Annotated in this window: 19 protein-coding genes; 12 read left to right on the top strand and 7 right to left on the bottom strand. The window is 53.5% G+C overall.

The genetic code is table 11. From position 1 onward, the window contains the following. Positions 1-95: 95 nt before the first annotated feature. On the bottom strand, positions 96-1157 hold the full coding sequence (locus RID21_RS00640; RefSeq protein ID WP_350186686.1) for a Gfo/Idh/MocA family protein: 1062 nt from the start codon (positions 1155-1157) through the stop codon (positions 96-98). A 626-nt stretch (positions 1158-1783) separates the two neighbouring features. Between RID21_RS00640 and RID21_RS00635 the strand changes: the two genes are divergently transcribed. From RID21_RS00635 to RID21_RS00600, 8 genes are all read left to right on the top strand, one after another. After that, positions 1784-1987 carry a carbon storage regulator gene (locus RID21_RS00635; RefSeq protein ID WP_145042092.1) on the top strand — a complete coding sequence of 68 codons (204 nt, stop codon included), beginning with the start codon at positions 1784-1786 and terminating at the stop codon, positions 1985-1987. A 122-nt stretch (positions 1988-2109) separates the two neighbouring features. Continuing rightward, positions 2110-2421, top strand: a complete 312-nt coding sequence (locus RID21_RS00630) for an acylphosphatase (RefSeq protein WP_350186685.1) — start codon at positions 2110-2112, stop codon at positions 2419-2421. After that, entirely contained in the window at positions 2360-2743 is a 384-nt protein-coding gene (locus tag RID21_RS00625; protein WP_350186684.1) for a hypothetical protein, read from the top strand. The genes RID21_RS00630 and RID21_RS00625 overlap by 62 nt, the downstream gene beginning before the upstream one ends. Positions 2744-2812: 69 nt before the next feature. Continuing rightward, on the top strand, positions 2813-3739 hold the full coding sequence (locus tag RID21_RS00620) for an ABC transporter permease (RefSeq protein WP_145187919.1): 927 nt from the start codon (positions 2813-2815) through the stop codon (positions 3737-3739). Positions 3740-3794: 55 nt separating this feature from the next. Then, positions 3795-5903: an ABC transporter ATP-binding protein gene (locus RID21_RS00615; protein WP_350186682.1), complete on the top strand. Its 2109-nt coding sequence runs from the start codon at positions 3795-3797 to the stop codon at positions 5901-5903. Between the two features lie 15 nt (positions 5904-5918). Then, positions 5919-6506: an HD domain-containing protein gene (locus RID21_RS00610; RefSeq protein ID WP_350186681.1), complete on the top strand. Its 588-nt coding sequence runs from the start codon at positions 5919-5921 to the stop codon at positions 6504-6506. Positions 6507-6655: 149 nt separating this feature from the next. Further along, on the top strand, positions 6656-7279 hold the full coding sequence (locus tag RID21_RS00605) for a DUF3124 domain-containing protein (protein WP_350186680.1): 624 nt from the start codon (positions 6656-6658) through the stop codon (positions 7277-7279). Between the two features lie 55 nt (positions 7280-7334). After that, complete coding sequence (locus tag RID21_RS00600) at positions 7335-8903, top strand: sulfatase family protein (protein WP_350186679.1); 1569 nt, start codon at positions 7335-7337, stop codon at positions 8901-8903. On the opposite strand, the gene RID21_RS00595 is transcribed toward RID21_RS00600, so the two are convergent. Then, complete coding sequence (locus RID21_RS00595; RefSeq protein WP_350186678.1) at positions 8904-10409, bottom strand: sulfatase; 1506 nt, start codon at positions 10407-10409, stop codon at positions 8904-8906. A 191-nt stretch (positions 10410-10600) separates the two neighbouring features. On the opposite strand from RID21_RS00595, the gene RID21_RS00590 reads away from it, so the two are divergent. After that, positions 10601-11458, top strand: coding sequence for a deoxyribonuclease IV (locus RID21_RS00590; RefSeq protein ID WP_350186677.1), 858 nt, complete (start codon positions 10601-10603; stop codon positions 11456-11458). Positions 11459-11497: 39 nt separating this feature from the next. Here RID21_RS00590 and RID21_RS00585 read toward each other — a convergent pair whose 3' ends face one another. Beyond that, on the bottom strand, positions 11498-11653 hold the full coding sequence (locus tag RID21_RS00585; RefSeq protein ID WP_197996696.1) for a hypothetical protein: 156 nt from the start codon (positions 11651-11653) through the stop codon (positions 11498-11500). A 21-nt stretch (positions 11654-11674) separates the two neighbouring features. Between RID21_RS00585 and RID21_RS00580 the strand changes: the two genes are divergently transcribed. Beyond that, entirely contained in the window at positions 11675-13537 is a 1863-nt protein-coding gene (locus RID21_RS00580) for a hypothetical protein (RefSeq protein WP_350186676.1), read from the top strand. A gap of 99 nt (positions 13538-13636) precedes the next feature. Here RID21_RS00580 and RID21_RS00575 read toward each other — a convergent pair whose 3' ends face one another. Further along, a complete protein-coding gene (locus RID21_RS00575; RefSeq protein ID WP_145187900.1) occupies positions 13637-13987 on the bottom strand; it encodes a PilZ domain-containing protein in 351 nt (116 codons plus the stop codon). A gap of 523 nt (positions 13988-14510) precedes the next feature. Here RID21_RS00575 and RID21_RS00570 point away from each other — a divergent pair. Then, the gene (locus tag RID21_RS00570) at positions 14511-16736 is read left to right on the top strand and encodes an efflux RND transporter permease subunit (protein WP_350186675.1); all 2226 of its coding nucleotides are present in this window, start codon (positions 14511-14513) and stop codon (positions 16734-16736) included. Between the two features lie 259 nt (positions 16737-16995). Then, entirely contained in the window at positions 16996-18129 is a 1134-nt protein-coding gene (locus RID21_RS00565; protein WP_350186673.1) for an SDR family oxidoreductase, read from the top strand. Here RID21_RS00565 and nusB read toward each other — a convergent pair. The 3 genes from nusB to rho form a co-directional block, all read right to left on the bottom strand. Beyond that, the gene (nusB, locus tag RID21_RS00560) at positions 18122-18637 is read right to left on the bottom strand and encodes a transcription antitermination factor NusB (RefSeq protein ID WP_145042079.1); all 516 of its coding nucleotides are present in this window, start codon (positions 18635-18637) and stop codon (positions 18122-18124) included. The genes RID21_RS00565 and nusB overlap by 8 nt on opposite strands. Positions 18638-18709: 72 nt before the next feature. Beyond that, positions 18710-19198 (bottom strand): 6,7-dimethyl-8-ribityllumazine synthase, encoded by a 489-nt coding sequence (gene ribH / locus RID21_RS00555; protein WP_145042078.1) that lies wholly within the window; start codon positions 19196-19198, stop codon positions 18710-18712. Positions 19199-19287: 89 nt separating this feature from the next. After that, positions 19288-20721, bottom strand: coding sequence for a transcription termination factor Rho (rho, locus tag RID21_RS00550; RefSeq protein ID WP_145187891.1), 1434 nt, complete (start codon positions 20719-20721; stop codon positions 19288-19290). Between the last annotated feature and the right edge of the window lie 208 nt (positions 20722-20929).

The raw sequence follows: 20929 nt of genomic DNA, 5'->3' as shown, positions 1-20929 counted from the left end.
CAGTATACCAAGAAATACACCGCCGGTTTTCGAGAACGATTCGAGAATCGGCGGTGTGAATCTAATAATGTGTACTTCAACAGATGAAGTGACACTTATTTGACAGGAATGGATCGCCCTGTCTGAATACTTTTTGCTTCCGCGTAACAGATTTTCAGAGCATCGCGGGCCAGGGCGCCGGAGAGTGCCTCGGGGTCTTCACCCGACTGAATCGCATTGACGGCTGCCTGCAGTTCCAGCGTGAAGGCGGCACACCATTCGTTGCCCCCTTTGAGTTTTGGATGTTTCAGCTGACCGGATTTGGTGATCAATGTCAGCGGCTGGCTGACAACCCATTCCTTATTTTTGCCGACACCCATGGTTCCGGCTCCGAAGAGAACGGTGGCTTCTTCGAAGTAGAGTTCAAAGCCGTGGGCGAATTCGAGGCCGCGCGTCGCGATGCCACCACTGACACAACTGATCGCCAGGTTCGGGTCTTCATAGTCATAAACGGTATGCACGTGGTTGATGTAACCCTTGTTTTCGATACCGCGAGAGGTCACTTTCTGGGGAACGCCACACATCAGGCTGATCAGGTGGTTGTCATGAATGTGCAGGTCGATGCCCCAGCCCCCCAGTTTCTGGAAGTCTTCAATATTCTCTGACCATTTGGGAGGAGCCATCACACGGCGGAAGTGTGCGGCCAGCAGTTTTCCATATTTCTGGCTGCGAACACATTCAACGGCAAACTGAAATTCCGGGAAGAAGGGAAGGACCTGGGCTACCATGAACTGTACGCCCGCTTTTTCGGCTGCCTTCACCATCCGGTTGGCGGCCTTGAGGTCGATGGCAATCGGCTTTTCGACCAGTGTGTGTTTGCCGGCCTGGATGGAATCCATGGCGACTTTCTCATGCATTTCGGTGGGAAGACAGATATCGACCAGATCAATATCGGGGTCTGCCAGCAGTTCATGGTAATCACTGTACTGTTTTACCTTGGAGAGATCGACCTGACCTCCGCGAGGACCGAAGTTGCCTTCGATGCTGCTCCAGTCGCCAGACAGTTTCTTGGGATCGCGCGTTGAGATCGCAGTGACCTTGGCTCCTTTGAGCTTTTTGGCTCCTTCGTAGTGAGCCATTCCCATAAAACCGACGCCGATTATTCCGATACGAACCATGATGTTCCCCTGATAGCGAGGCAGAAATTCTGAGTTAGTTAACACTGTTGCTAAAGACTGACGATCAAAGTGGGAATCGTCAAGCGGTTCCCCGCTGGTTTTCCGTCTTCTTTTGCATCTGCATTCACCATCGCCAACCGGTAACCGGCTGAGAGGAGAGAAAGAAATTTTGAAATTATTTTCCAGCGTACGGACTGTATTTCAGTAGAGCCTGCGGCATCCACTATACTGGAAATTGACTGCGAGCTGGGCACCGGTCAGCGGGCTGAGAGGAAATTGTCTGGTTATGAGAGCTCTGACGATGGCACTGATCGTGCCTGTTTATTGTGCAGGGGTGGTTGTGCCTGATTTTTGGGCACGATTTTGGGTAAAAAGAGTGGTTTCGGGGCGGTTATTGGCGGTTGTGCGGGTCGTGACGTTATTTTTCAGTCTGGGCTGGACATGATAATTCAAAAGCTGTTATCATACTGATGTCGACATCGTAGTGATGGCAGTTTGCTGGCTGGTTTCAGTGAATTGTCGAGATGAGTACTCTTGAACTACCCTCATCCTGCACAATGCTTTCGACCTTCCTGGAAGGTTACAGGGAAGTATGAGGGAACAGAAAACGAAGGATTCGAAAAGAAATGCTTGTATTATCACGTAAGCCCGGCGAGCGGATTCGGATTGGCGATGACGTAACCCTGACGATTGTTCGAATTGGTCCCAATTCTGTGCGATTAGGAATTGATGCTCCGCGCAGCATGAGCATTGTTCGCGAAGAATTGTGTATCGACTTTTCAGACTTGCCGGAATCAGGCCAGTTGACTGAAGAGCCTTCTTCGCATTAAAGCAGTGTGACCGAAGTCTCTATTCATTTCTCAGGGCTTAAAGTCCCTTCTGATCGTACTGTCTCCGATCAACGTTTTTTCGCTCATTAATTTACGGTCTCTTGATAGAGAGGATATCGGCCATGTGTGCTGATCCTCATCAGTCCGGTTCTTCGACGGATCTGATCAGTCTACGCGCGATTTATGCGGGGCGGGTGCAGGGCGTCGGGTTTCGATATCGCACAACTCAGTTGGCGGAGCGTTACCCTGTTACCGGATTCGTCAAAAATCTACCCGATGGAACCGTGGAACTGGTCGCGCAGGCCCGTGATCAGTCAGTGCTCGATCGGTTTTTCGACGATATGATGCTGACATTCGCAACGAATGTGACGGATGTATCGATTCAAGGGGCCCCGGCCGATTCTGATCGTCAAAGTTTCACCATCGAATATTGAGCGCTCCGATCCCTGCTGGATCACCGACACGCCAGGTTTCGATCAGTCAAAACCCGCTTTGCTGTTCAACAGGAGCAGACTCCCCCTCACCATTTGCCGTGAGCATGGCAGCAATTTGGCAAGTTATAGCGAAGCTGCCTGTCAGATTGGGGAAAACGCGGGGCGTTTGGGTCTGTTTTCTTTACTTTCGCCACCGGTTCTCGGTAAAGTAGCTGTTACTTTCCGACGATGGTCTGCGAATTCTGAATTCTCTTTCTTTTTTCAGAAGTTCAAAAATAAAACCAACATCGGAGCAGACTTCATTCGTATGATGCAAGTGTAGTTGCGCACTCAGGTGTCAGCTGCGAGCACTGACTTTTTGATGCATTATTTTAAAGACGGTACATAAACAATGGGAAACCTGCTGGTATTGGCTGCTGAGACGACAAATCTGACAGTGCAATGGTGGATTACCGGAATCGGAGTTGCAATCTATTTTGTACTCCTGTTCGGTGTGACTTCGATGACCCAGGCGGGGGTAATCGCCAGGGCGACCACGAAGGAAGCCATTCGCCAGCCCGTGTTCCTCTTGCTGATGGCACTCGGTTTAATCCTGCTGCTGTTAAATACGTTTCTCCCGTTCTTTTCGATGGGGGATGACGTCAAGATGCTGATGGACTGTGGTCTTGCAACGATCCTGATCTGCAGTCTGTTGCTGGCCGTGTGGTCGGCGAGTACCAGCATCGCTGATGAAATTGAAGGTAAGACGGCCATGACGCTGTTGTCAAAGCCGATCAACCGTCGTCAGTTTATCGTCGGGAAATACCTGGGAATTCTGAAGGCCGTCGTCTGGCTGATGTTGCCCATGGTGATTACTTTCCTGCTGCTGGTTTATTTCAAAGTCGGCTATGATGCCCGCGAAGCGGCCCAGGAACCACCAACGCACGCCGAGCGGATGGCTGCGGTCTGGCTGATTCTGCCCGGGATTCTGCTGATCTATATGGAAGTCGCCATTCTGGCCGCCATCAGCGTGGCGATCTCGACCCGTCTGCCCATGATGGTCAACATGATTATCTGTTTTGGCGTCTATATCATTGGCCACCTCACTCCCAATCTGGTTCAGGCCAAGGCAGAGGGGCTGGAATTCGTGAAGTTTACCGGGCAGCTGATTGCTACGATTCTGCCCAACCTGGATAACTTCAATATGTCACCAGCGGTCGCAACGGGAACCGTGGTTCCACCAGTCTATATCGGTCATTCCGCATTAAGCTGCCTGCTCTATTCCGGAATTGCGATTCTGGTTGCCTTCATCCTTTTCGAAGACCGGGACCTTGCCTGACAGACAGGGGACAGGCCTTTTAATTTAATCACTTAAAACAGATTCGGTGGGTCCTGTGTCAAATCGTCAGCCCAACGCATTCCATCGCGCGTTCCCCGCGCGGGAGTTTTTTCGTGGGTCTGCCAGATCCGTTGTGTTCTGGTCGTTCATCAATGGCCTCTTGCTGGCGTTTCTGCTCATCCTGTTTTTTCTGATCCTGGATCTGCTGGATCATCGTGGGCGGATTTCGGTGCAGGGGGTAGAGCGGGTTCAGCAACTGCAGGAAATCCTGGCCAGTCCCGAACCCGAAGCACCTGCTGAAGCCACCGAACCATCCGAGGAACCGGCTGAGCCGAAAGCCGATACTGACGAAGTTGCCGCCGCGGAAGAAAAGCCCGCGCCCGAACCAGAGCCGAAAGCGGCTCCCGCGGACGCACAACCAGCGACTCCTCCAGATCGCTTGATTCTTGCTGATACGGGGATTCTGCCCTCCGTCTGGTGGACGCATTCCAAATACCATCTGGGGATCATGAAAAGCGTGTATCAGCGTGTCCCCTTGCTGCAGCAGAATCAGTCCGCGTTATTCACACTGATTTTAGTCGCGCTGGTTGTGGCCAGCATCCGGGTGTTGATCCGCTGGCGATGCCGACTGAGGAGCCTGAAAGTTTCCCATCATATTTCGACAACGTTACGCAATATGATTCATCGCCAGGCGCTCCGCCTGGGGCCCGGGGATCTGTCGGGGAAAGAGACCGATCAGGCGTTTCACCTGTTCATTCAGGATGTGGGAACCGTACAGAACGGTGTCTTCCACTGGGTCTACGGTTTGACGCGGCACACTATGACGCTGGCGATTCTGCTGTTGATTGCCGTTTCCATCGACTGGCGTTTAACGCTGCAGTGCATCATTCCACTGGCCGCAGCCTGGTATTTTCTGATGCAGCATCGCAAAGATTATGATTTGCAGCATGCCAGAACACTGGTCACCATCGATACCGAACTTTCCCTGCTGGCTGAAAATCTGCGGAGCACACGCCTGGTTCGCGGCTATGGAATGGAAAACCCGGAGCATGAACAGTTTCAGAAGCATCTGGCGAAATACACCGAAAACCTGGAAAAGCTGAAACGCGTTGAAGGCTGGGGACATCGTATCGCCCGAGGCCTGGCCGTCTTCTGTTCGTGCCTGGTTGTCTTTCTGGTGGGGTATAAAGTCCTCGTGAATCCGGATAGTCTGCCGCTCTCTGCTGCGGTGCTGGTGGTGGGAATCTTCGGCTTCTTCTACCTGCCGGTCAATGGTTTGCATGAACTGTTCCGTGTGCGCGAAGAATCCACTGTGGCTGCCAGCTCGATTTATCGTTATCTGAACCTGATCCCCGAAGTCGGGCAGGCAGTCGGTGCGAAATTTCTGGAGCCAATGTCGACAGCACTACAGTTCGAAAACGTCACTTACAGTCTCACGCCTGGTTCACCTCCGATCTTGAATGGCTTTGATCTGAAAATTCCCGCCGGTTCGACAACCGCACTGGTATCGCTGGAGAAACTCGCCCCACGCGCTGTCAGTTTCCTGGTACCCCGCTTTATTGAGCCCCGCTCGGGCCGGGTCCTGATCGACGGCGAAGACACGGCGTGGGTGACCCTGGAGTCTCTGCGGGCGGAAGCGATTTTTGTGAGCGGTAACGATCCCTGTCTCACCGGAACCGTCAAGGACAACATTCGCTGTGGCGATGAACGGTATTCGCTGCAGGAAGTCATTGCGGCTTCCAAAGAATCACACGCGCATCAGTTTATCCAGGGGCTGCCTCAAGGTTACGAAACCGTTCTGGGGCAGCACGGGGAAGATCTGACAACGGGTGAGTGTTTCCGGTTAGGACTGGCCCGCGCCCTGTTGCGAAAGCCGGCTCTGATGATCATCGAAGAACCGGAAGGGCCGCTCGACGAAGATACCAAAACGCTGCTCGAAGATGCCTACTCCCGGATTTTCCAGAACCGGACCGTGCTGGTCATTCCTTCCCGTATCACGACCCTGCGACGCGTCGATCAGGTCGTCATGATTCACGAAGGCAAAGTGGAAGCGGTCGACAGTCAATCGAACCTGTTGAAGAAATCCGCCCTGTATCGTCACTGGGAGTACACACGATTTAACCAGTTCCGGCACTCACAGGATACTCCGATCGAACAACGTTAAACCAGAGTTTGCAGCATGGATACACTTCACTCTCCGGTAGTCGAGAACGCCATTCGGGTTGCCGCGGAAGCACATAAATCTCAAAAACGCAAGTCGTCCGGAATTCCTTACATCGCACATCCGATGGGGGTCTGTCTGATCCTGGTGAAAGCCGGCTTTCATGAGGAATCCATCCTGGCAGCTGCCGCCCTGCATGATGTGATCGAAGATACCGCGCTGACTTTTGAGGATCTGGAGGGAACCTTTTCAGATGAGGTTCTGCAGTACGTCAGGGAGATGACCGAAGAGAAGGAAACTCAGGAGGGCGCAAAGCGGAACTGGCGTGATCGCAAGCGGGATCATATTGAAGTGATGCAGCAGGCATCGCTCGGTGCGCGGGCGATTGAGCTCGCAGACAAACTGCATAACCTGGAAGCGATGCTGTTTGATCTGCAGACCGAAGACCGCGCTGAATTCTGGGGGCACTTCGGCGCCTCGCCGGAAGAGATTGTGCAGTATTACCATTCCATGATCGAGGCCGCCGGTCAGTCGGATGAACGACTGGTCCCGCTGGTAAAAAACTGCCTGTCACGCCTGGATGAGTTACAGAAACAGATGCCATAGTCGACACTGTCAGTCGGGGTGACTTTTCATGCGGGCTGAGGTAGTGTTTAATACATCAGCCGACAGAAAGTGTCTCATTCGTCTGAACCAGAATTTTCAGGCGCGCTGCCGGAAATGAAACAATAATTGTCACAGGGGAAGCGTGTGCGATGGGAAATAAAGGCGAATATCCCGACTGGTTTTTGTGGTTGTGGGACAAATGGTTCGTCCTGTTTCTGTTGCTGGGAGTCGTGACCTTAGTGCTGATCGCGGGGGCAGTGTACCTCGATACCCGCTTCGAACGCTTCGAGCACGAATTGAAGTTCGTACCGCCGCGCAGCTATGAACCGCCCGATCTTGCCAGTTACCAGGCAGGCGAAATCGACTCAGAAAAAATGACGCGCAGCGGTTCGATCTATGCCCCCTGTTATTCTCACATCTATTATCATGGCGGATCGCCGTTGCTTCTGGAAACGACTCTGAGTATCCGGAACATCAATCAGGATCAGCCCGTCTACCTCACCGGAGTCAAGTATGTCGATACTGACGGGGAGTCGATCAAGGTCTATCTGGACCAGCCAATCAGGCTTGCCCCGTTTCAGACGATTGAATTCCTGGTGGAAGAAAAAGACAGCACGGGAGGCTCCGGTGCGAATTTTCTCGTGAACTGGATGGCCGAGGAGCAGGTTGCACCGCCTCTGGTTGAATCCGTCATGGTGGGGGCTTCCGGTTCGCGGGCAATCGCCTTCACCCGGAGCGGTGTGCCGATTCCTGCTGCTAAAACAGGGGATTAAAGACCGCCCCGAATCCTGGATTCATTTTTAATTCATCATCATTGAAAGCGCTCTCATGTCATTTCGAATCTGCTCACTGCTGACGCTGTTCCTGGTTTGCCTCCTGCACGGTCATTCTCAGCTCCGGGCCGAAAAACCCAATGTGATCGTAATCATGGCCGATGACCTCGGGTACGGGGACGTTTCCTGTTATGGGGCGACAGCGCTCAAGACACCTCACATTGATCAACTGGCAGCTGACGGACTGCGGTTTACCAGTGGGTACTGTTCCGCTTCGACGTGCACGCCGACCCGCTATTCGTTCCTGACCGGGACCTATGCCTTTCGGGGAAAACGGACCGGGATTGCGCCGCCAAATGCACCGGCCATTATTAAGCCGGGAACAGAGACCGTCGCTTCCCTGTTGAAACATGCTGGCTACGCTACGGCTGTCATCGGTAAATGGCACCTCGGGCTCGGGGGAGAAGCGGGACCGGACTGGAACGGAGATCTGAAGCCGGGGCCACTGGAGATCGGTTTTGATACCTGCTTCCTGTTGCCGACAACCAATGACCGGGTTCCCCAGGTTTATGTGAAAGATCACCGGGTTCTCAATCTCGATCCGGCAGATCCCCTCTGGGTGGGGAACAAGAAGCCGAGCCCCGATCATCCGACCGGCCTCACACACCGTGATACGCTCAAGATGGACTGGTCACACGGGCATAATTCAACGATTCACAATGGAATCAGCCGCATCGGCTTTTATACAGGCGGGCATGCGGCTCGTTTCCGCGATGAGGATCTGGCCGATAAGTGGGTCGAGAAGTCGGTCGAATTTATCGAAGCCAACAAAGATCAGCCCTTTTTTCTGTTCTTCGCCTCGCATGATATTCATGTGCCCCGCATGCCCCATGAACGGTTTCAGGGGAAAACATCACTCGGTTATCGCGGCGATTCGATTGTCCAACTCGACTGGTGTGTGGGCGAGCTGATGAAAACACTCGATCGTCTCCAACTGGCTGAGAACACGCTCGTCGTATTCTGTTCCGATAACGGTCCCGTGATGGATGATGGTTACAAAGATGGCGCGTTGGAGAAAGTCGGAGATCACCGCGCAGCTGGACCGTATTCCGGGGGCAAGTACAGTGTCTATGAAGGGGGAACCCGAACTCCCTTTATTACCCGCTGGAAAGGACGTATCCCGCCTGGTGTCAGTGATGAACTGGTCTGTACCATCGATTTGCCAACCAGCCTGGCAACATTGACCGGACAGAAACTGCCTAAGGATGCCTGTCGCGACAGCTTCAATGTGTTGGATGCGTTGCTGGGGAAACCGGACGCTGCAGGACGCTCGCATCTCGTGCAACAGAACAACGGGAACAACGGCACGTATGCTTTGCGAACCGGGAAATGGAAATTACAGCGGTACGACAAACAGACCGCCCGCAATATCATCGTCGAGCAGCAGCTGTCAAATACCAACGTCCCCCAGTATCAGTTGTTCGATCTAGAGCAGGATCCTGCAGAAAAGCAGAACGTCATCGAAGCGCATCCGGAACTCGCACAGGGGTTGAAAAAACAGCTGGCCGATCTGATCGAGCAGGGAAGCAGCCGACCCGGTGCCGTTGCATCTGTAGAGAAGTAATTAAAACAGAGCCGGCTTCATCTGTGAATTCAGTTCGTTCCAGCGGGTGAGCAGTTCCTGCAGTTTGTCCTGCCGCTCGCTGGCGAGATTGGTCTGTTCCGACAGATCCTCTGTGATGTGGTACAGCTCCCAGTGTTTGATGTCGGATTTACCGCGCATTTTGACAATTTTCCAGTCCCCCAGTCGGAGTGCAGCTCGCTTACCCTGACGCCAGAAAAACTCGTGATGCGGCGTGCCCTCTTTTTCTTTCAACAGGTACGGCATCAGGTTTTCACCATCCAGGTCGTCCGGCAGCGGTGCACCGGAGAGAGCTGCCGACGTACTGAAAAGATCCATACTGCTGACTGGCTGCGAATAGGTTTGGCCAGCAGGCAGCTTGCCTGTCCAGCGCATCAGAAAGGGAACCCGCAGTCCTCCTTCGTACATGGATCCCTTTTCGCCCCGCAGGGGCAGATTGCTGGACGTGAGTTCGCGCGTGGGACCTCCGTTGTCACTCAGAAAGACAATCAACGTGTTGCGATCCAGTTTGGCTTTTCGGACCTGCTTCAGAATCTGGCCGACACTTTGATCCAGTGAAGAAAGCATTGCGGCAAAGACGCGTCGGTGCACATCGTCAATGTTTTGAAAACGCTGCATGTCCGCCTGTTTCCCCTGCAGGGGGCTGTGAACTGCGTTGTACGCCAGATAGAGAAAAAAGGGTTTGTCCTGGTGACGATCAATAAAGCTGACCGCTTCCCGCGTGAACGCATCGGTCAGGTATTCCGTTTCCACAATCGGTTGTCCGCCGCGAATGATGGGGTTGTTGGCGTCGTAGTCAGGTTCATCGTATCCCAGATGCGTTGAATAAATCAGCTGACCACCAATCCAGCGCCCCTTGCCACCACCGGGGAGTGTCTTGCGACGCAGCATGGTGGTCACACCCTGATACGGCGGCGGGACGAAGTAATGCCCCTCGTGCATGAAGCCGAAGAATTCGTCGAATCCATGGCGGTACGGATGATAGTCGGCAGCGCCCCCCAGGTGCCATTTACCGATCAGGCCGGTCGTATAACCCTGGTCGTGTAGGAGTTCGGCCAGCGTCTTTTCTGCTCGAGGCAGCCCCGTACCTGGATTTTCGTTGCGGGCACCGATGGGATTGAATTCATAACCGAAGCGAGTCGGGATTTTACCCGTCAGCAGTCCGGCCCGTGACGGACTGCAGTTGGGCGCGGTCACGTAAGCCTGTGTAAAACGAATTCCTTCTTGCGCCAGTGAGTCGATATGAGGCGTGGGAATCTGCGGATTTCCCTGGCAACCCAGTTCTCCGTAACCCAGGTCATCGGCGAGTAGAATGATGATGTTGGGCTGTTCTGCTGCCCGCAGGCAGGGATCTGTAGCCACGGGGGACAGGATGAAACTGAGTAGAAACAGGGAGACGATCAAACGCATGCTGGTTTCCTCTTCGATGAGCGAATCGATTTGAATACACAGTGCCGTTGCCGGGACCGGAGTGAATCCGCGGCTCATCGATTGTAACGCTTCGGGAAACCACTGCCCATGAAATCTCGATTGAATTCGTGAAATACGAGTGTGAGCGGGGCATCGCTGGAAGGGATCGCTTCGAACGCCTATACTGCAGGTTCGCTGATGAAAGCGATCCCGTCCGCAATTGAGACCGGGCGCAGCGAAGAACATCAATATTTTCCGGAAAGAGAATCATGCCATTACTGGGAGCACATCAGTCGATTGCTGGTGGATATTATAAAGCCGTGGATCTGGCTGCTGAATTCGAAATGGACTGCGTGCAGATCTTCACCAAGAACAACAACCAGTGGCGGGCCAAGCCTCTGACGGATAAAGATGTGGCTCTGTTCCAGGAGCATCTGGAGTCGACGGGCGTGAGTCGTCCCTGTTCGCATATGAGCTACCTGATTAATCTCGCCAGTCCCAAAGATGAACTCTGGAACAAATCGATCGATGCCGTCGTTGTGGAACTGGAACGAGCGGAAGCCCTCGGGCTGGAAGGGGCCGTGATGCACCCCGGCAGTTTTGTGACTTCCAGCGAAGAAGAGGGGCTGGATCGGATCGTGGCTGCCATCGATCAGATTCACGAGAAGACCGATGGCTTCCAGACCCAGATCTGGCTGGAGACCACAGCCGGCCAGGGATCAAATCTGGGACATCGCTTCGAACAACTGGCGTATCTGCTGAAACAGGTCAAGGAAGGGGAGCGACTGGGGATCTGTGTTGATACCTGTCATATCTTTGCGGCCGGCTATCCCCTGATCGAAGCAGACGAATACCAGTCAACCATGCAGGAACTGGATAATGTGATCGGTTACGATCGCGTGCGGGCCTTCCATCTGAATGATAGCAAGTGTGAGTTCGGCAGTCGTAAAGACCGTCACGAAAACATCGGTAAGGGCTTTCTCGGACTGGAACCGTTTCGGCATCTGCTCAACGATCCGAATTTCCAGGACCGTCCGATGTATCTGGAAACTCCCAAGGATGAGGAAGACGGCGTGCCGCTGGATCAGATTAACATGCAGACCCTGCGTGGTTTATGCGAACGCTGAACGATTTTCTCAAAGACTGCTAAAATCCGAAATACCCTCTCATGCCATCAATTTCGCCCAGTCGATAAAGGGTAACAGGCGAAGTGTCGGGTGCTGTTGCGCGCCTGTGTCATGTCTCGCCTGCACCTCAACGCCCCATTGAGGCTGCTCCCCGCGACCCAGGCAGAGATCTCGTTCCCGTAACGATATCTGCATGCAGAAACAGGATTTTTCGTTGTGAAGATCGGTCTGTTAACACGAAAACTGACAACGGTTTATTTATTGCTGGCACTCTTCGGTTATCTGACCGTGGGATGTCTGCGCCAGCCTGCGGACGTGATCTCCCAGTCGAATCAGAAATCAGACAACCCGTTGATCACAGCCAGTAACAGCTCCAGCTTTAACTTTTTTGAGCAAAAAAAGAAAGTTTCTGTTCCAGACAGGCCGGGCCGTGTGAAGCTGGGGGCGCCGACCTCAGTGCCGGAACAGCAGATTGCTCAAGCGGAACACAAATCAGAGGCGATGCAACCGGGGCCTGTGAAAATCAGCCAGGCTGCTTTTGAGGATGCGGAACGCCAGCGACAGGAAGCAGAAGCAGCAGCTCAAAACAAACCGGTCAAACGCAGCCCTGCCGATACTGACGACTGGCGCTCGAAATCACTGATCGCTTCGGCCAGGAAATATCCCTCAAAGCTGATGGACGCCTGTCAGCAGAACTCCGAACGGATTCAACAGGCTTCCGGTTCGATCAGCAGGGAATTTTCACAAGGGATTCGGCGTCTGGCGGGAACCTCGCAGCCGGAATCCACTACGCAGGAAAAAGCTGTCACACCGCAGGAACCTCCCCAAGAGGAACCAAATTTCGAACAAACGGCAGATGATGTTTTTCGATCGGACGAGCTCAGTCGCTATTTAGATCAGGCCGATCAGCAGCAGTCAGCTGATCCTCAGCTGAAACAACTCGGTCAGGAATTAGAGCGGGATCTGCAGCAGACGAATCCCGTCTTCGAAGATGTGTCACAGGAAATGCGAAGACTGCAGATCAGTTCGATCATGGAGCGTGCCCGGCGTGAATTGAAACAGAAGAACTATGAATACGCCCAGTTCCTGGCGGAACAGGCTCTGGAAACCAGCTATCGCGGGCATGTCGCCTTTGGTCTGGATGAAGTCTCTCCACAGATGCTGCTGCAGCAGATCAAAGAAGAACTGTCAGCCCAGCAGCCAGCCGAATTGAAACAGACAGGTCATTCAGAACCGCAGGTACAGTCTAATGGCGGTCAGAAAGTTCCCAACTTCCGTCCCTCAAGGGTTCATCCCTTGAAACGACGTGCTACACCTCCTCAGCAACCTGAACCGGTGAAAACGCGTCCTGTTCAACCGACTTCACCCGGTTCTGCGAGTGATGAGTTACCTCTGATCGTACCTCGTAACATGGGGACGACTCCTGTTCAGCCACAACAACCCATCAGGCAGAAAAGTTCCGCCGGAAGTCTCTCTCTCGAACCTCCGAGTTTTGAACCAACTCTCGAGGCTCCCGAAGAACTGCCGCCGATCGAACAGCCGATCCAGCGACGGGAACAGCCCGTACCGCAGGAACCGTCTGTCAAACTGGAACTGGAAGAAGTACCAGTCGAAGCGCCAGCTCGGATTGAGCTGAAAGAGACGAAACCAGCGGCTGCTCCGGTGCAACCGTCTCAGACTGTTGAAAAGCAGGACCAGAAGCCTGCTGCTGGGCCGGGGCCTCAGCTGATGTTACCGAAACTGCCTTCTGTTCCCGGTGATCAGACGTCACAGACGGGGCGCCACCGCAGTACCCAGACGGCACCCGTGAAGTTTCGCTCGCGGATTCAGGATCGTGGCGCGGAACCATCTCCCTTTGTCGAGCAGAAACTGGAAGAAGTGCAAGCGGAAGCAGGGCAGACAGGGACGAGTCTGCAACTGGATGAGATTGAATGGGATCTGGCAGAGCAGAAACGCCCCGAAGTCAAAAGCGGCTGGGGAAGTCTGACAACCCTGTTACTGGTCGCAGGTGGGGTGATCATCTTTCTGCTGTCCGGGATCATCATCGTTCTGCTGCGACGTGGAACCTCTGCCTCCTGATGGACTGATCACGTACTTCAGTTATGGGGCAGCAAGCGGGCAGCAGTCGACCTCTCCTGCGAGCGGTCTCTTCTGGATGGATCTGGTATCAGCGTCTGTTTAGTTTTCCGGTTTCGTGAGAAATTCACCACCGCTGATGAACATACCGTTATCGCAAGGCGTGCACCACATGATCTTGACGCGGTATTCAAATTCACGCGTTTCGCTGGCCAGTTTGACAGTTACTTCGCCCGGATTGATCATCCCTTTGTGCAGCAGTCCGAGTCCTTGACGGCTGATTTCGCGAGTCATGGCTGAAATGGTATTCCCCCGTGAAGTTTTGATCTCTGCGGGTACGGAGAGTTCCAGGCGATCCACGTCACGGACATTGACGGCATCCTGATTACCGAAGCTGGCCAGTACGTGTTTCAGGTCCTCCATTGAAGGACGGCTCCATGGCGTTTCTTCCATTGAATTACTCCCGGATTAGAAGTCTGTATTTCGAGTTTGTATGTGGGTTCAGTTCTGACTGATATAGAAATATAGAATACAAATCGAGAACAGTGCCTGATTTCATGCCAGATTACAGAGTTTGCTGGAACAGAGAGCCTGTAAATTGAGGAGAATAACTGAGCTCACCACAGTCGGTCCCTGCGAACGGGGTAACCGCTGACTTTTGTGTGAGTCAGAATGATGGCACCGGCTGTTTCAAATCTACCGGTTGTGACGGTATTTCACCCCTTGAAGGTACGAGTTATAACAGTCGTACGAAAGAAATCAGCTGATTCTGCTATACCGCCTGTCGTTTGGAAAAACCGTTTGACGCATTGTTTCAAGTCGGTTCGATATGAAATTGGGGTGGTCTCAGTAATCGATCATTTGACTGATGACTCAGCCGGGCCTGGATCCTGAGTTCAGAATAATGTTGATTACCAGGGGTGTGAGTACTTGAAATGGCTCGAGCAAGCGAAAGCAGATTGATCTACCAAATCTTATGATCTCATCTTTCTATCAAAAATACAGTCGTTGCCTGATCTGGGGTGTGTTCTGCACGCTGCCGATTCTGGCCTTCATGGCAGAGCTGCTGCCTTCCAACAATGATATCGAAACCTGGTTGCCCAAGGATTCGGATGTTCGCATTGTTTACGATCGCTTCAAGGCGGAGTTCGGTGCAGAAGAAGTCATTCTGGTGGCGGTAGAGAAGGGTTTGGATCAGCCGGCACTGATTGAAGGCACCGCAGGGCGGATCGAAACCTTAGCTTCAGTCAGAGAGTGCTGGACCCCCGATCGACTGAAAAATATTCTGAATGAATTCCAGGTAGAACCAGCAGAGGTCAACCGTCGTCTGGACGGTCTGTTGATGAACAAGCAGCATAACATGGCCGGGATTCTGGTATTACTCTCAGACGAGGGGATTAAAGACCGGGCAGGAACGGTCGCCGGGATTCGTGAAAAGCTGGAGTACAACCAGTTAACCGGACGTGAGGTCAAGCTGGCGGGAGCGCCGGTGGTGATTGCAGAACTGGATCGCCTGGGCAGTCAGAAATCCAATAAGAAGTTTTTCATCATCACACTGCTGATCAGCCTGTGTCTCCTGTATTACTCCTTCCGCGAATGGAAGAAAACACTGGCCACACTGGGGCTGACGATCTGGGCCATCAACCTGACCACCGCTCTGATCTACCTGGGCGGCGGTGAGATGAACTTCATTCTCGGTGCCCTGTCGGTGATGGTGCTGGTATTCACACTCGCCATTTCGATTCACGTGCATCACTATGTCGCCAGCTGCATCGATCAACCCGATCCCTTGTCTTCCGCACTCAAAATTGCCTGGAAACCCTGTTTTCTGGCGACTCTGACAACGACGATCGGCCTGTATTCGCTGACGATCAGCGAAATCGGACCAGTCACCCAGTTCGGCTATGCCGCCTCACTGGGAACGTTCGTCTCCCTGATTACCGGACTCGGGCTCACTCCCGCGGTGTTGACCATCTGGCCCATTGATCCGAAAACCATCCACGCCGCGGAATCCCGCTGGAACTTCCAGAAATGTGCCAACTGGTTGATCGATCATTCCGGACGTGTGTCGCTGGCGACAATCGTGCTGGTGATGATTACCGGCGTAGGGTTGTTCAGTCTCAAGACAAAAATCGATCCACTCGATTTTCTGCCCGCGGAAGGACGTGTGATTCAGGATGTGAGAGCGGTTCAGGAGAATCTGACCGAACTCGATTCCGTCGAAGCGATTGTCGATTTTGGCGATGACGACAAGCCGTTTATCGAAAAAGTAGAGCGTGTCCGCGAGCTGGAAAAAGTGATCCAGCAGCATCCTGCTGTCAGACACACCATGTCGCTGGCGAGCTTCTTCCCGAATCAGTTTCCCGAAAGTCCGTTCGAGACAGCCCGGCTGTTGTCAAAGGCACAGTCGAAGCATGGAGAGAATGACTTCGTTTCTGACGGGGAACGGCTGTGGCGGATCTCAGCTCGTATCAGCAGTGATGCAGAGCTGCCTCAGGATCAGATTTACGATGAACTGTCGGCGATGATCAATGACCCGCAGGTCGTTTTAACCGGCGTGGCTCCGTTGTTGAGACGGGCTCAGAACCAGATCTTTACCGGGTTCTGGGAAAGCTTTTCGATGGCGTTTGTGATCATTACGATCGTGATGATTGTCTCGCTGCGTTCCATCAAGGCGGGACTGGTGGCCATGGTTCCCAACCTGACGCCGATCTGCATCGTGTTCGGCATCCTGGGCTGGTACCAGATTCCGATCGACATCGGGATCATGATGACCGCCAGTATCGCACTGGGCATCGCCGTCGACGGGACGTTCCACTTCCTGGTGCGATACCAGGAGCAGTTTCGTCTTTCCCGTAATTCGGCTCAGGCTTCCCGCGATTCTCTGCTGATGACCGGTGAACCGATCTTTACGGCTGCGGTGATTACCGGGGCCGGTATGCTGGCATTAACGCTCAGCAACTTCGTGCCGACCGCGCGGTTTGGCTATATGATGACTTCACTGCTGGTAGCAGCACTGGTGGGAGATTTGATCCTGCTGCCCTGTCTGCTGGCCCTGCGACCACGGAATGTCGACCAGCCGGATGGATCTGATCACAAAGACAGTGGTGCTGAGACAGATGAGTCCCGACCTCGGAGTCCGCATTTTCTCAAGCAGTCGCAACAGGGAGCGAAAGATCAGTCAGACAAAGCAGTTGCATAGTTCCTTTTAGTGCAATTGCCTGAATTCGTCGGTCAATCTCTTCGCTTTTCCGTACCCGTTGATTGATATATGAAGCCAGTTCATTATCATTGACTTTCGCCTGAAAAACAGCATCTTTTCTGTGTCGGCGAGGGACCGGTCTGCAGCGTTTCTGTGCTGCAGCGATGCCAGCTGGATAGGACCGGCCAGAAAACAGAGATAACAAACAGAGCTATTCAGCACTTCTTTTTTTAACTACAGGTTCATAGCGGATATCAAAATGGGATACCATCTGATCACAGGTGCCACCGGCTTACTGGGAAGATACTTAATTCGAGATTTATCCATGGCGGGAGTCCCGCTGGCGGTGCTGGTGCGACCTACCCGACGGATGACAGCAGACCAGCGGATCGACATGATCATGGGCTTCTGGGATGATCAGCTGGGCCGTGAACTGCCGCGACCTGTCGTGCTGGAAGGCAACATCAATGAAGAGAATCTGGGTTTGAGCGAAGAGGACCTGAAGTGGGCCACTGCGAATGTGGATTACATGATTCATTCCGCCGCCAGCCTCTCATTCTACAGCACCAGCCATGAAAGTGAGCCCTGGCGTTCCAATGTGGGCGGTGCGAAAAAAGTGCTTGAGTTCTGTAAAACCGCGGACATCAAAAAGTTTGCCCACGTTTCGACCGCGTATGTCTGTGGTTTACGAACCGGTCGGATCATGGAAAGCGACGTCGATGTAGGGCAGGAATCAGGAAACGATTACGAACGGAGCAAACTCGAAGCAGAACTGATGGTTCGCGGCTCTGATCAGTTTGAATCGCTGACCGTCTTCCGTCCGGCGATCATTATTGGGGATTCCAAAACCGGATTCACGAACACCTTCCACGGATTCTATGCCGCTCTGCAGCTGGGACACACCCTGATGCAGATGCAGTCCCGGGATGAAACGGGCCTGCTGTATGCCAGCTCCCGGTTCACGCTGAATGGGGATGAATCCAAGAACCTGATTCCCGTCGACTGGGTTTCCGCAGTGATGTCATACATCATTACGCATCCCAAGCATCATGGCAAAACGTACCATCTGACTCCGCTGCATCCGGTTCAGTCCCGCCTGGTGCACGATGTGCTTTCGACGGCCTGCAAGTTCTATGGTTCCCGGTTTGCAGGGGCTGGCGTGGAACTGACTGACCCCAATGAAGGGGAACGGTTGTTCTACGATCACATCCGGGTGTACAACTCTTACTGGCGCGATGATCCGGTCTTCGACAGTTCCAACACACAAGAAGCTGCACCGCACCTGCCTTGTCCGCACGTGGATCGCGATCTGCTGCTGCATCTGTCGCAGGTGGCGATTGATATGAACTTCAGCTGGAACGATCGTACGCCCCACCGGTTCGGCGTTAAGTAGCCCAGGGACTGCCCGGCTTTAGTGGAGGATCTTCTTCTTCAGGATCCTCTTCCACCGGTGGTTGAGGAGCGGGCTCAGTTGGCAGAGGAGGGGCGGCACGATTTTCGTCGTGTCGTCCGGGGACGAGCTTATCCAGGATCCCGTTAACGAACTGGGATGACTGAGCACTGCCGAATTCACGAGCCAGTTCGACGGCTTCGTCGATAATGACCGCGGACGGCGTGTCGGTATGCAGCAGCTCGTAGGTTCCCAGTCTCAGGATGTTACGGTCGGTGACCGCCATCCGCTTCAAGGACCAGTTCTCTGCAACGTGGACGATTTCCGCGTCGATCTGCTGTTTGAACTCCATCACTCCGGTAAACAGTTCCCAGGCGAAAGCGCGAACTGTTTTGCTGCGACCATGCTCATCGATCATTGCGCGAATCTCTTCCGCAGTGATGTCAGAGTTGAGGTCGATCTGGTAAAGCATTTGCACGACCAGCTGTCGTGCCTGTTTTCGGAGAGACATAGGGGTATCACAACTACAGTCTGGAGACAGAAAAATCCGGTTTGTCCGGGGAAGCGGATCAGGGCCTGATTATCAGGCGGATGGCTGATCCTGATCAATCGAGTCTAACAGATTGACCATCTCAATAGCAGCCAGAGCGGCTTCACTCCCTTTATTGCCGACTTTTCCACCGGCCCGGTCCATGGCCTGTTCCATTGTTTCGCAGGTTAAAACACCAAACAGAACGGGAATTCCGCTCTCCTGGCTGCTGCGCATAATACCTGCAGCCACCTGGTGATTGATGTAATCGTGGTGCATGGTGCTGCCCTGAATGACGGCGCCGAGGCAGCAGACTGCCTGAAAGCGTCCACTTTTGGCCAGTTTATCAGCGACGAGCGGCAGCTCGAAGGAACCAGGCACCCAGTAGACAGAAATTTTCTCTTCGGAACCACCGTGACGACGGAATGTTTCCAGTGCGCCATCCAGCAGACGGCGGGTAATCAGTTCATTCCAGCGGGATACAACAATTGCATAGTTCGCATCGCGGGCCAGCAGGTTGCCTTCAATCAGTTTGTGGTTCATCGAGGTCGTTATTTCAAATAGCCAGGTGGATAAAAATGACAGATCCGGGAGAGTCAGCAGTCTGTTTTGAGACTACTTTGCATTGCTGATTATCCCAGGTTCATGCTCAGCAGAAATTCTTCGTTCGTTTTAGAACGTCGCATCCGGTTGGTCAACAGTTCCATCGCATCAACCGGATTCATATCGTTGAGAACCCGTCTGAGGATCCAGACGCGACGGAGTTCTTCTTCGTCCATCAGCAGTTCTTCGCGACGGGTACCCGACTTGTTGACATCGATTGCCGGCCAGATACGCTTTTCGACCATTCTACGGTCGAGGTGCAGTTCGGTGTTACCGGTCCCTTTGAATTCTTCGAAGATCACTTCATCCATGCGGCTGCCGGTATCGACAAGGGCGGTTGCAACGATTGTCAGGCTGCCCCCTTCTTCCACGTTACGGGCAGCACCGAAGAACCGTTTGGGGTGCTGCAGCGCGTTTGCGTCTACACCACCGGAGAGGATCTTACCAGAGTGCGGGACTTCGGTGTTCCAGGCACGGGCCAGGCGGGTGATGGAATCCAGGAAGATGACAACGTCTTCACCGTATTCCACCATGCGTTTGGCTTTTTCAATGACCATTTCCGAAACCTGAATGTGTCGGCTCGGCGGCTCGTCGAATGTACTGGAGACGACTTCACAGCGGTCGCCGCCGACCTGTCGTTCCATGTCGGTGACCTCTTCCGGTCGCTCGTCAATCAGCAGGATGAACACGTACGCGCTGGGATGGCTGGCGAGAACGCACTTGGCCATCTCCTGCAGCATGACCGTTTTACCGGCACGTGGAGGCGATACGATCAGACCACGCTGTCCCATACCGACGGGGGCCACGAGATCGACAATGCGCGTGCTCAGGTTGCCGGCAGGTGAAGAGAGGCGGAGCCGTTCTTTCGGGTGCAGCGGGGTCAGGTCATCGAAGAAGACTTTGGTCGTGAGGATTTCGGGGTCACAACCGTTGACCGCTTCGACTCGCAGCAGTGCGAAGTAACGTTCGTTTTCTTTGGGCGGACGAATCTGCCCTGCCACGATCGCACCGGTGCGTAATCCGAAGCGTCGGATCTGACTGGGCGAGACGTAAATGTCGTCCGGGCAGGGGAGGTAGTGGTAATCGGGGCTGCGGAGGAAGCCGAAGCCGTCCGGCAGGATCTCGAGAGTTCCTTCGCCGAACATGAGTCCGTTGACCTTGGTTCGTTCTTTCAGGATCTTGAAGATCAGGTCCTGTTTTTTGAGCCCGGTGTATTCGGTGAGGTTTTCTTCCTTGGCGAGCTGCATGAGTTCCTTCATGGTCAGTCGCTGCAGATCGGCGATGTGGATTTCGCTCTGCTTGATTTTTTCGTAGCGTTCATCTGCCGCTTTGGAGATGGCATCCGCGCGCTGATCGCGCGTCGCGGTTTTGCCCGCTTTACCGTTCGAGTCTAACCCGTCTATATTTTCTGAAGCCACAAGCCCGTCATTTTCAGAGGTCTGAAGTTTTATGGATTTGGCCATGATCAAATACTTTCCGAATTGCTAAATAGTGAGATGAAATCGAGTGGAGTTTCTGGGAGTAAAGCAGATGGGTTGAACGCGAAGAATTTTGAACCTCTGGAAAGGTCAGGTTACATTTGAAAAGGCATCAACTGGTTTCGGTTGAATCAGCGGCGAGTCAGCTGTCTCAGGTTGAAGACGAAATTATTATATGTGTCAGACTGAGGAT

Origin of the sequence: Gimesia sp., assembly GCF_040219335.1 — a bacterium.
In the GTDB taxonomy this organism is placed as follows: Bacteria; Planctomycetota; Planctomycetia; order Planctomycetales; family Planctomycetaceae; genus Gimesia.
This window is presented reverse-complemented; position numbering and strand designations above follow the sequence as displayed.

Bases quoted from the DNA above. Each gene is read 5' to 3' on its own strand.
- RID21_RS00640 (WP_350186686.1), bottom strand. From the start codon at position 1,157: ATGGTTCGTATCGGAATAATCGGCGTCGGTTTTATGGGAATGGCTCAC.
- RID21_RS00635 (WP_145042092.1), top strand. From the start codon at position 1,784: ATGCTTGTATTATCACGTAAGCCCGGCGAGCGGATTCGGATTGGCGAT.
- RID21_RS00630 (WP_350186685.1), top strand. From the start codon at position 2,110: ATGTGTGCTGATCCTCATCAGTCCGGTTCTTCGACGGATCTGATCAGT.
- RID21_RS00625 (WP_350186684.1), top strand. From the start codon at position 2,360: ATGTATCGATTCAAGGGGCCCCGGCCGATTCTGATCGTCAAAGTTTCA.
- RID21_RS00620 (WP_145187919.1), top strand. From the start codon at position 2,813: ATGGGAAACCTGCTGGTATTGGCTGCTGAGACGACAAATCTGACAGTG.
- RID21_RS00610 (WP_350186681.1), top strand. From the start codon at position 5,919: ATGGATACACTTCACTCTCCGGTAGTCGAGAACGCCATTCGGGTTGCC.
- RID21_RS00605 (WP_350186680.1), top strand. From the start codon at position 6,656: ATGGGAAATAAAGGCGAATATCCCGACTGGTTTTTGTGGTTGTGGGAC.
- RID21_RS00600 (WP_350186679.1), top strand. From the start codon at position 7,335: ATGTCATTTCGAATCTGCTCACTGCTGACGCTGTTCCTGGTTTGCCTC.
- RID21_RS00595 (WP_350186678.1), bottom strand. From the start codon at position 10,409: ATGAGCCGCGGATTCACTCCGGTCCCGGCAACGGCACTGTGTATTCAA.
- RID21_RS00590 (WP_350186677.1), top strand. From the start codon at position 10,601: ATGCCATTACTGGGAGCACATCAGTCGATTGCTGGTGGATATTATAAA.
- RID21_RS00585 (WP_197996696.1), bottom strand. From the start codon at position 11,653: ATGCAGATATCGTTACGGGAACGAGATCTCTGCCTGGGTCGCGGGGAG.
- RID21_RS00575 (WP_145187900.1), bottom strand. From the start codon at position 13,987: ATGGAAGAAACGCCATGGAGCCGTCCTTCAATGGAGGACCTGAAACAC.
- RID21_RS00570 (WP_350186675.1), top strand. From the start codon at position 14,511: ATGATCTCATCTTTCTATCAAAAATACAGTCGTTGCCTGATCTGGGGT.
- RID21_RS00565 (WP_350186673.1), top strand. From the start codon at position 16,996: ATGGGATACCATCTGATCACAGGTGCCACCGGCTTACTGGGAAGATAC.
- nusB (WP_145042079.1), bottom strand. From the start codon at position 18,637: ATGTCTCTCCGAAAACAGGCACGACAGCTGGTCGTGCAAATGCTTTAC.
- ribH (WP_145042078.1), bottom strand. From the start codon at position 19,198: ATGAACCACAAACTGATTGAAGGCAACCTGCTGGCCCGCGATGCGAAC.
- rho (WP_145187891.1), bottom strand. From the start codon at position 20,721: ATGGCCAAATCCATAAAACTTCAGACCTCTGAAAATGACGGGCTTGTG.